This is a genomic window from Arthrobacter sp. Br18 (assembly GCF_000520555.1).
In the GTDB taxonomy this organism is placed as follows: domain Bacteria; phylum Actinomycetota; class Actinomycetes; order Actinomycetales; family Micrococcaceae; genus Arthrobacter_D.
This window is the reverse complement of the sequence record NZ_KI914851.1, coordinates 25,592-32,892: the sequence shown is the minus strand read 5'-3', so window position 1 is coordinate 32,892 and position 7,301 is coordinate 25,592. Positions and strand designations below refer to the sequence as shown.

General features: G+C 67.3%; 9 protein-coding genes. All 9 read left to right on the top strand.

Annotation, left to right across the window (positions count from 1 at the left end):
* Positions 1 to 45 precede the first annotated feature (45 nt).
* The 9 genes from tilS (at position 46) to Y704_RS0105245 (ending at position 7,292) form a co-directional block, all read left to right on the top strand.
* Entirely contained in the window at positions 46 to 1,023 is a 978-nt protein-coding gene (gene tilS, locus Y704_RS19160; RefSeq protein WP_081747421.1) for a tRNA lysidine(34) synthetase TilS, read from the top strand.
* 3 nt (positions 1,024 to 1,026) lie between these two features.
* On the top strand, positions 1,027 to 1,578 hold the full coding sequence (gene hpt / locus Y704_RS0105280; protein WP_026549342.1) for a hypoxanthine phosphoribosyltransferase: 552 nt from the start codon (positions 1,027 to 1,029) through the stop codon (positions 1,576 to 1,578).
* A gap of 179 nt (positions 1,579 to 1,757) precedes the next feature.
* The gene (gene ftsH, locus Y704_RS0105275) at positions 1,758 to 3,830 is read left to right on the top strand and encodes an ATP-dependent zinc metalloprotease FtsH (protein WP_026549341.1); all 2,073 of its coding nucleotides are present in this window, start codon (positions 1,758 to 1,760) and stop codon (positions 3,828 to 3,830) included.
* Between the two features lie 64 nt (positions 3,831 to 3,894).
* Positions 3,895 to 4,488, top strand: a complete 594-nt coding sequence (gene folE, locus Y704_RS0105270) for a GTP cyclohydrolase I FolE (RefSeq protein ID WP_051476725.1) — start codon at positions 3,895 to 3,897, stop codon at positions 4,486 to 4,488.
* A gap of 14 nt (positions 4,489 to 4,502) precedes the next feature.
* Positions 4,503 to 5,408, top strand: a complete 906-nt coding sequence (gene folP / locus Y704_RS0105265) for a dihydropteroate synthase (protein ID WP_026549339.1) — start codon at positions 4,503 to 4,505, stop codon at positions 5,406 to 5,408.
* Positions 5,396 to 5,797 (top strand): dihydroneopterin aldolase, encoded by a 402-nt coding sequence (gene folB, locus Y704_RS0105260; RefSeq protein ID WP_051476717.1) that lies wholly within the window; start codon positions 5,396 to 5,398, stop codon positions 5,795 to 5,797. Before folP ends, folB begins: the two co-directional genes overlap by 13 nt.
* Positions 5,794 to 6,300: a 2-amino-4-hydroxy-6-hydroxymethyldihydropteridine diphosphokinase gene (folK, locus tag Y704_RS0105255; RefSeq protein WP_026549337.1), complete on the top strand. Its 507-nt coding sequence runs from the start codon at positions 5,794 to 5,796 to the stop codon at positions 6,298 to 6,300. The genes folB and folK overlap by 4 nt, the downstream gene beginning before the upstream one ends.
* On the top strand, positions 6,293 to 6,784 hold the full coding sequence (locus Y704_RS0105250) for a DUF3180 domain-containing protein (protein WP_026549336.1): 492 nt from the start codon (positions 6,293 to 6,295) through the stop codon (positions 6,782 to 6,784). Before folK ends, Y704_RS0105250 begins: the two co-directional genes overlap by 8 nt.
* A complete protein-coding gene (locus Y704_RS0105245) occupies positions 6,777 to 7,292 on the top strand; it encodes a PH domain-containing protein (RefSeq protein ID WP_026549335.1) in 516 nt (171 codons plus the stop codon). Before Y704_RS0105250 ends, Y704_RS0105245 begins: the two co-directional genes overlap by 8 nt.
* Positions 7,293 to 7,301 lie beyond the last annotated feature (9 nt).

Sequence of the window (7,301 nt, the reverse complement as noted above, 5' to 3'; positions counted from 1 at the left end):
CCAAGCCGGCCGACAGGTCAGGAGGCAATCCCGCAGCTGCTCCCGATGATCCTCGTGGCATGCAGCGGCGGCCCCGATTCGCTCGCGCTCGCTGCGGTTGCAGCCCATTTCGCACGGGTCGGACGGTGCAGGGTGGGTGCCGTCGTCGTCGACCATGCGCTGCAGGCCGGCAGCGCGGCAGTCGCCCGGCGGGCCGCCGGGCAACTCGGAGAACTCGGGCTCCACCCCGTGGTGGTGCGTACGGCCACCGTCCACAGCGGAGGCATGGGCCCGGAAGCGGCGGCGCGCACGGCGCGGTACGCCGTCCTCGACGACGCCGCCGCGGCGCTCGGTGCGGAGGCCGTGCTGCTCGGTCATACGCTCGATGACCAGGCGGAGCAGGTGCTCCTCGGGCTGGCCCGCGGGTCGGGCACACGCTCGCTGGCCGGGATGCCGGTGCGCCGCGGCGCCTACCGGCGGCCGTTCCTCGAACTCCGGCGTGCCGACACGGAGGCCATCTGCGAGTTCTACGGCCTCCGGCCGTGGCTGGACCCCGCCAACTCGGACGAATCCTTCGCGCGCTCCCGGGTGCGCGCCACGGTGCTTCCCTTCCTGGAGGACCAGCTGGGGCCGGGAATCGCGCAGGCGCTCTTCCGCACCTCGCGGATCCTCGCCCAGGACGCCGACTACCTCGAACAGGTCAGCGCCGACACGTACGCCGGGCTCCGAACGGAGCAGGACGGCACAGTCCTGCTGGCCGAGCACCGCCTCCGGGCACTCCCGCCATCCCTGCGCCAGCGGGTGCTGGCGCTTGCCGCCGTCGACGTCGGGGGTCTCCAGCCGAGCTTCGAACGGCTCCGTGCCGCCGAGTCGCTGCTGGCGCGGAAGGGATCTGCGGGGCCGGTGCAGCTCGGCGGCCACGTCAGCGTTTCCCGGCAGGTGAGGGGCAGATCGGTTCTTCCGGGAACTCCAAGCTATGGCAGTCTTGTCTTTAGAAACAACCGCAGCGGCGCAGAGCCGCAGCACCGTTCAATTCAGGAGTAACTGGTGGATTCCAACGACGTCCGGCCCGACCTCAAGCACGTCCTGTACACCAGGGAAGAGATCCAGCAGCGGGTCGACGAACTGGCCGCGCAGATCGACGCCGACTACGCGGGCCGGGACATCCTGCTCGTGGGAGTGCTGAAGGGTGCGGTCATGGTGATGGCGGACCTTGCGCGGGCGCTCCACTCCCACATCACCATGGACTGGATGGCGGTGTCCTCCTACGGATCCGGCACGCAGTCCTCCGGTGTCGTGCGGATCCTGAAGGACCTCGAAACGGATCTCATGGGAAAGCATGTGCTCATCGCCGAGGACATCATCGACTCCGGTCTCACTCTGTCCTGGCTGAAAGCGAACCTGCTCTCGCGGGGGCCGGCTTCCGTGGAGATCTGCACCCTCCTGCGCAAGCCGGACGCCGCGAAGGTGGAGATCGACGTGAAGTACGTGGGATTCGATATTCCGAATGAATTCGTCATCGGTTACGGTCTCGATTTCGCCGAGAAGTACCGCAACCTGGACTTTATCGGCACACTCGCCCCGCACGTCTACGAGTAGCGCCCGCGGCGGCGGCAGGCCGCAGCTGTACGCCGTCAGGGAACTAATGCCCATATGCGAGCGTGGTGAATCACGAACGGTGTATAACTTGAGGTGCGTTTTTGGGGCGCCGCTCGAGCGGATGCCCAATTATCTGGTGTGCTTATGCAGGAGGGACAGGGCTGGCTGCCCGAAGTCGAATGAAATTCAAGAATATCTTCAAGGGCCCCATCTTCTGGATCGTCCTGGCGGTGGCTGCGCTCCTGATCATCTTTCCCGCGGTGTTCAACAACGGCAGCAGCCGGGTGGACACCAACGTGGGCCTGGAACTGCTGCAGAGCGACCAGGTGGAACAGGCGAAGATCTACGACGGCGAACAGCGCGTGGACCTGACCCTCCGCGAGGACTACGAGGACATGGGCCGGAGCGTCCAGTTCTTCTTCAGCAGTGCCCGGGCCGAGGGTGTGGTCGAGGCCATCAACACCTCCGACGTCGACGGCTTCACCGACCAGCCGGTCGAAAGCAACTGGTTCCTCAGCATCGCCAGCCTGCTCTTCCCCATCCTGATCCTGGGCGCCATCTTCTGGTTCCTCCTCTCCCGCATGCAGGGCGGCGGCTCGAAGGTCATGCAGTTCGGCAAGTCCAAGGCCAAACTCATTTCCAAGGACATGCCCCAGGTCACCTTCTCCGACGTCGCCGGAGCTGACGAAGCCGTCGAGGAGCTCCTCGAGATCAAGGAATTCCTCCAGGAGCCGGCGAAGTTCCAGGCACTCGGCGCGAAAATCCCCAAGGGCGTCCTGCTCTACGGTCCGCCGGGTACCGGCAAGACACTCCTGGCCCGTGCAGTGGCAGGAGAGGCAGGGGTTCCCTTCTATTCCATTTCGGGCTCGGACTTCGTCGAGATGTTCGTGGGCGTCGGTGCCTCCCGTGTCCGCGACCTCTTCGAGCAGGCCAAGAACAACTCGCCGGCCATCATCTTCGTCGACGAGATCGACGCCGTGGGCCGGCACCGCGGAGCGGGCGTGGGCGGCGGCAACGACGAGCGTGAACAGACGCTGAACCAGCTGCTCGTCGAGATGGACGGTTTCGACGCCACCACCAACGTGATCCTCATCGCCGCGACCAACCGGCCCGACGTCCTCGACCCCGCGCTGCTGCGGCCGGGACGCTTCGACCGTCAGATCGGCGTCGAGGCGCCGGATATGAAGGGCCGCGAGCACATCCTCAGCGTGCATGCCCAGGGAAAGCCGATGGCGGGCGGCGTGGATCTGAAATCCGTCGCGAAGAAGACCCCGGGGTTCACCGGCGCCGACCTCGCGAACGTGCTCAACGAAGCGGCCCTGCTGACTGCGCGTTCCAATGCACAGCTCATCGACGACCGCGCGCTCGACGAAGCCATCGACCGCGTCATCGCCGGTCCGCAGAAGCGCAGCCGGGTCATGAAGGAACTGGAGCGGAAGATCACCGCCTACCACGAGGGCGGGCACGCGCTCGTGGCGGCCGCACTGCGGAATACCGACCCCGTCACGAAGATCACGATCCTTCCCCGCGGACGTGCCCTCGGCTACACCATGGTGATGCCGGCGGACGACCGGTATTCGGTGAGCCGCAACGAACTGCTGGACCAGCTCGCCTATGCGATGGGCGGCCGCGTCGCGGAGGAGATCGTGTTCCACGACCCCTCCACCGGAGCGTCCAACGACATCGAGAAGGCCACCGGGACAGCCCGCAAGATGGTCACCCAGTACGGCATGAGCGAGCGCATCGGTGCGGTCAAGCTCGGGTCGGCCGGGGGCGAGCCGTTCCTCGGCCGGGACATGGGCAGCGACCGCGACTACTCGGACCAGCTGGCCCTGATCGTGGATGAGGAGGTACGCCGGCTCATCGACAACGCCCATGACGAGGCCTACGAGATCCTCACCGAGAACCGGGACGTCCTCGACCAGCTCGCCCTGGAGCTGCTGGAGCGCGAAACCCTCAACCAGGCGGAGATCGCGGAGGTCTTCACCGACATCCGGAAGCGGGAGCTGCGAGACGTCTGGCTGTCGAAGCAGACCCGCCCGGTGCACTCCCTGCCGCCGGTCGTGTCCCGCAAGGAACAGGCTGATGCGCTGGAAGCCGGGGAGCCGGCTCCGGAAACCGTGGCGCCGCAGGATCAGATCGCCGACGCCCACCTGCCCGGGGACTTCGACGTGAAGGGCTCGGAACTGCCGTCGCCGGAATCCGGGGGGTTCGACGATGGCAAGGGCGGAACGGGAAGCCGGCAGCCGTAGGCGGCTGGTTCCGAAAGTGCACAGCGATAGAATCAGATCCGTGACCGAGTTCGATGACGAAGTGATGGACGCCGCCCTGGTGGCCACGGGGTCGCCCGTGGACCTCCCCCGCATCCAGCGCGCGGTCCGCGAGATCCTGATCGCGATCGGGGAGGACCCGGACCGCGACGGGCTCCTTGATACTCCGAAGCGAGTGGCAAGGGCCTACGCCGAGATGTTTGCAGGACTGCACCAGAATGCCGAGGAGATCCTCTCGACGTCGTTCGACCTGAACCACCAGGAGCTGGTTCTGGTGAAGGACATTCCGTTCTACTCGACCTGCGAGCACCATCTCGTCCCCTTCCACGGCACAGCGCACGTGGGGTACATCCCCTCGGCCGACGGACGGGTCACCGGCCTCAGCAAGCTCGCGCGCCTGGTCGAGGTGTTCGCACGGCGCCCGCAGGTGCAGGAGCGGCTCACCACCCAGATCGTGGACGCCATCATGACGCACCTTCAGCCGGAGGGCGCGATCGTCGTCATCGAGTGCGAGCACATGTGCATGTCGATGCGCGGGATCCGCAAACCGGGCGCGAAGACCGTCACCTCGGCGGTCCGTGGCCAGATCCGCGAAACGGCAACGCGCGCCGAGGCCATGAGCCTCATACTCGGACGATAGGACAACGTACCACCATGGATTCACTTGCCGCAGCACCCGGAACCGGGCCTGCCACATCACCGCTGCCGCTGATCCGGCCCGTCCGCGTTGCCAGAACGTTCAAGGACCTGCCGGAGGACCGGGCCGTGGTGATGGGCATCCTCAACGTCACCCCCGACTCCTTCAGTGACGGCGGGCGGTACGCGTCGACCGACGAGGCGATCGCCCACGGCCTGCGGCTGCTGTACTCGGGCGCCGACATCATCGATGTCGGCGGGGAATCGACCCGTCCCCAGGCGGCCGACGTCCCGCCCGAACGGGAGCTCGAACGGATCCTTCCCGTGGTGCGGGCCCTGGTCAGGGCAGGAGCACTGGTAAGCGTCGACACCATGCACAGCGAGACGGCGGCGCAGGCGCTCGACGCCGGCGCCGGCATCGTCAACGATATCTCCGGTGCAGGGTTTGAGCAGGGCATGCCCGACCTCATCGCCGACCGGGGTGTGCCCTACATCCTCACGCACCGGCGGGGAACCGCACGGACCATGGATTCCCTCGCCACCTACTCGAACGTGGTGGAGGAGGTGCTCGGGGAGCTCCTCGAGGTCCGGGACACCTTCGTTCGTGCCGGAGTGGACGCGGACCGGATCATCCTCGACCCGGGCCTCGGGTTCGCCAAGACGGACCGGCACAACTGGGAACTGCTGCGTTCGCTGGAGAAGTTCACGTCCCTGGGACACCGGGTGCTGGTCGGGGCCTCACGGAAAAGGTTCCTCGGAACGCTGCTGACCTCCGCCGGGAAGGCCGCGGCCCCCGCCGAGCGTGACAACGCCACCCTCGCCGCCTCGACGCTCGCCGCGGCGAACGGCGCGTGGGGCGTACGCGTGCACGACGCCGGTGCAACTCTCGACGCCGTGAAGGTTGCCGCGGCATGGCGGCGCTAGGAACCGCGCCCGCGCGCTGGAACGCGCCCGCCGACACCGTCCTCCTCTCGGGTATCACCGCCATCGGTTATCACGGCGTCTTCGATTCCGAGCGCCGGGACGGCCAGCCCTTCGTGGTGGATCTGGTGCTGCACCTGGATCTCCGCCCCGCGGGCCTCAGCGATGACCTCGCCGAGACCGCCCACTACGGTGAAGTGGCAGCGCAGGTCTACAGCATCATCACGGGCAGGGCGTTCAACCTGATCGAGGCGCTCGCCGAGAACATCGCGGGCGAGGTCCTTGCATCCTTCCCCGTCGACGCCGTCGAGGTGACCGTCCACAAACCGGAGGCACCCATCGAGGTACCGTTCGGCGACGTCGCGGTCACCGTCCGCAGGAGCCGGTCATGACGACGGTCCGTGCGGTACTGGCCCTCGGCAGCAACCTGGGGGCCAGCATCGACACCCTGTCCCTTGCGGTCGGGGACCTTGTCGACTCCCCCCGCGTCCGGCTCCGCGGGGTCTCGCCGATGGTGCGCACGAAGGCGGTGGGTGGGCCCGAGCAGCCGGACTACCTCAACATGGTGGTGGAAGTGGAAACCGATCTCGGTCCCTATGAGCTTCTCGATCATTGCCAGGCCGTGGAGGACAAGCACCACCGCATGCGGACCGTGCGCTGGGGGCCGAGGACGCTCGATATCGACATCATCACCTATGGAGCCTGGACCTCCGATGACGAGAAGCTCACCGTCCCCCATCCACGTGCCGCCGACCGTGCCTTCGTGCTGCAGCCGTGGGCCTGGATGGACGCCTCTGCCACCCTTGGTGGGATACCCGTGGGGGAACTGGCGGCTGGAGCGGACGATCTTTCCGGACTCACCCCGTTCGAGGAAGTCCGAGTCCACCGTGAGTGACATTCGGTTCCGCTGGCTCGCAGTGATCGGCCTTGTGGCCGGTGCGGTGGGCTGGCTCGTCAACTGGTGGGCAACCCGCAACGGGCTGCCGGCTCCCGCCCTCCACCTCAGTTCCCTGATCACCGTGCTGGCGATCACGGGGGTCACCCTGATTTTCGGCAGGAGGGTGCTCGCCTGGCGGAACGGGAGCCGCAAGAAGGCCCTCGACCCCATGCTCGCGCTGCGCACCCTGATCCTCGCCCAGGCCTGCGCCTACGCCGGTGCGCTCAGCCTCGGCTGGCACGCGGGCATCTTCGTGGACCAGCTGAGCCTCATCGGCGTGCGTTCCGCGCCCGGTCCGCTGTGGGGTTCCCTCGCGCTCATGGCCGGTGGCATAGTGATGATCGTCGTGGGCCTGGTGGTGGAGAGCTTCTGCCGGCTTCCGCCGGGCGATGATGATGCGTGGCCGGTGCCCAAGGGCCGCGACGAGGGGGAATATGCGTAGGGAACCGATCGATCCGGCGGGGCTCGCCTGGGCCCGGGTATCGCCGAAGTACCTCAGGGTCCGGCTTCTGGGCTGGTTGATCAGCTCGATGTTCTGGCTCGCCCTCCTCAGTGTCCCCCTGATCCTGCGGCTCACCGGAGTATGGGACAGCTTCCCTCCCCTGGGCCTCGCGTGGGCACTGCCCGCGGCAGTGCTGGTTGCCGCGGTGTGGACCGGGCTCCTCCTGCCCCGCCAGGTGGCAGCCATCGGCTACGCGGAGCGGAACGACGATCTCCTGGTCCGAAGCGGCGTCTTCTTCCAGCGGACACTGGTGGTGCCGTACGGGCGCATGCAGTACGTGGATGTGGCCGTGGGGCCGATCGAGCGCGCCTTCGGGCTCTGCACGCTGAAACTGCACACGGCGTCACCCGCAACGAATGCCTCCATTGCCGGGCTTCCCACGAACGAGGGCGCACGCCTTCGCGAGCAGCTCTCCGCCCGTGGGGAAGCCAGGTTGGCAGGCCTGTGAACGAGGACC

Bases quoted from the DNA above. Each gene is read 5' to 3' on its own strand.
- ftsH (WP_026549341.1), top strand. From the start codon at position 1,758: ATGAAATTCAAGAATATCTTCAAGGGCCCCATCTTCTGGATCGTCCTG.
- folK (WP_026549337.1), top strand. From the start codon at position 5,794: ATGACGACGGTCCGTGCGGTACTGGCCCTCGGCAGCAACCTGGGGGCC.
- folP (WP_026549339.1), top strand. From the start codon at position 4,503: ATGGATTCACTTGCCGCAGCACCCGGAACCGGGCCTGCCACATCACCG.
- folE (WP_051476725.1), top strand. From the start codon at position 3,895: ATGGACGCCGCCCTGGTGGCCACGGGGTCGCCCGTGGACCTCCCCCGC.
- folB (WP_051476717.1), top strand. From the start codon at position 5,396: ATGGCGGCGCTAGGAACCGCGCCCGCGCGCTGGAACGCGCCCGCCGAC.
- Y704_RS0105245 (WP_026549335.1), top strand. From the start codon at position 6,777: ATGCGTAGGGAACCGATCGATCCGGCGGGGCTCGCCTGGGCCCGGGTA.
- tilS (WP_081747421.1), top strand. From the start codon at position 46: ATGATCCTCGTGGCATGCAGCGGCGGCCCCGATTCGCTCGCGCTCGCT.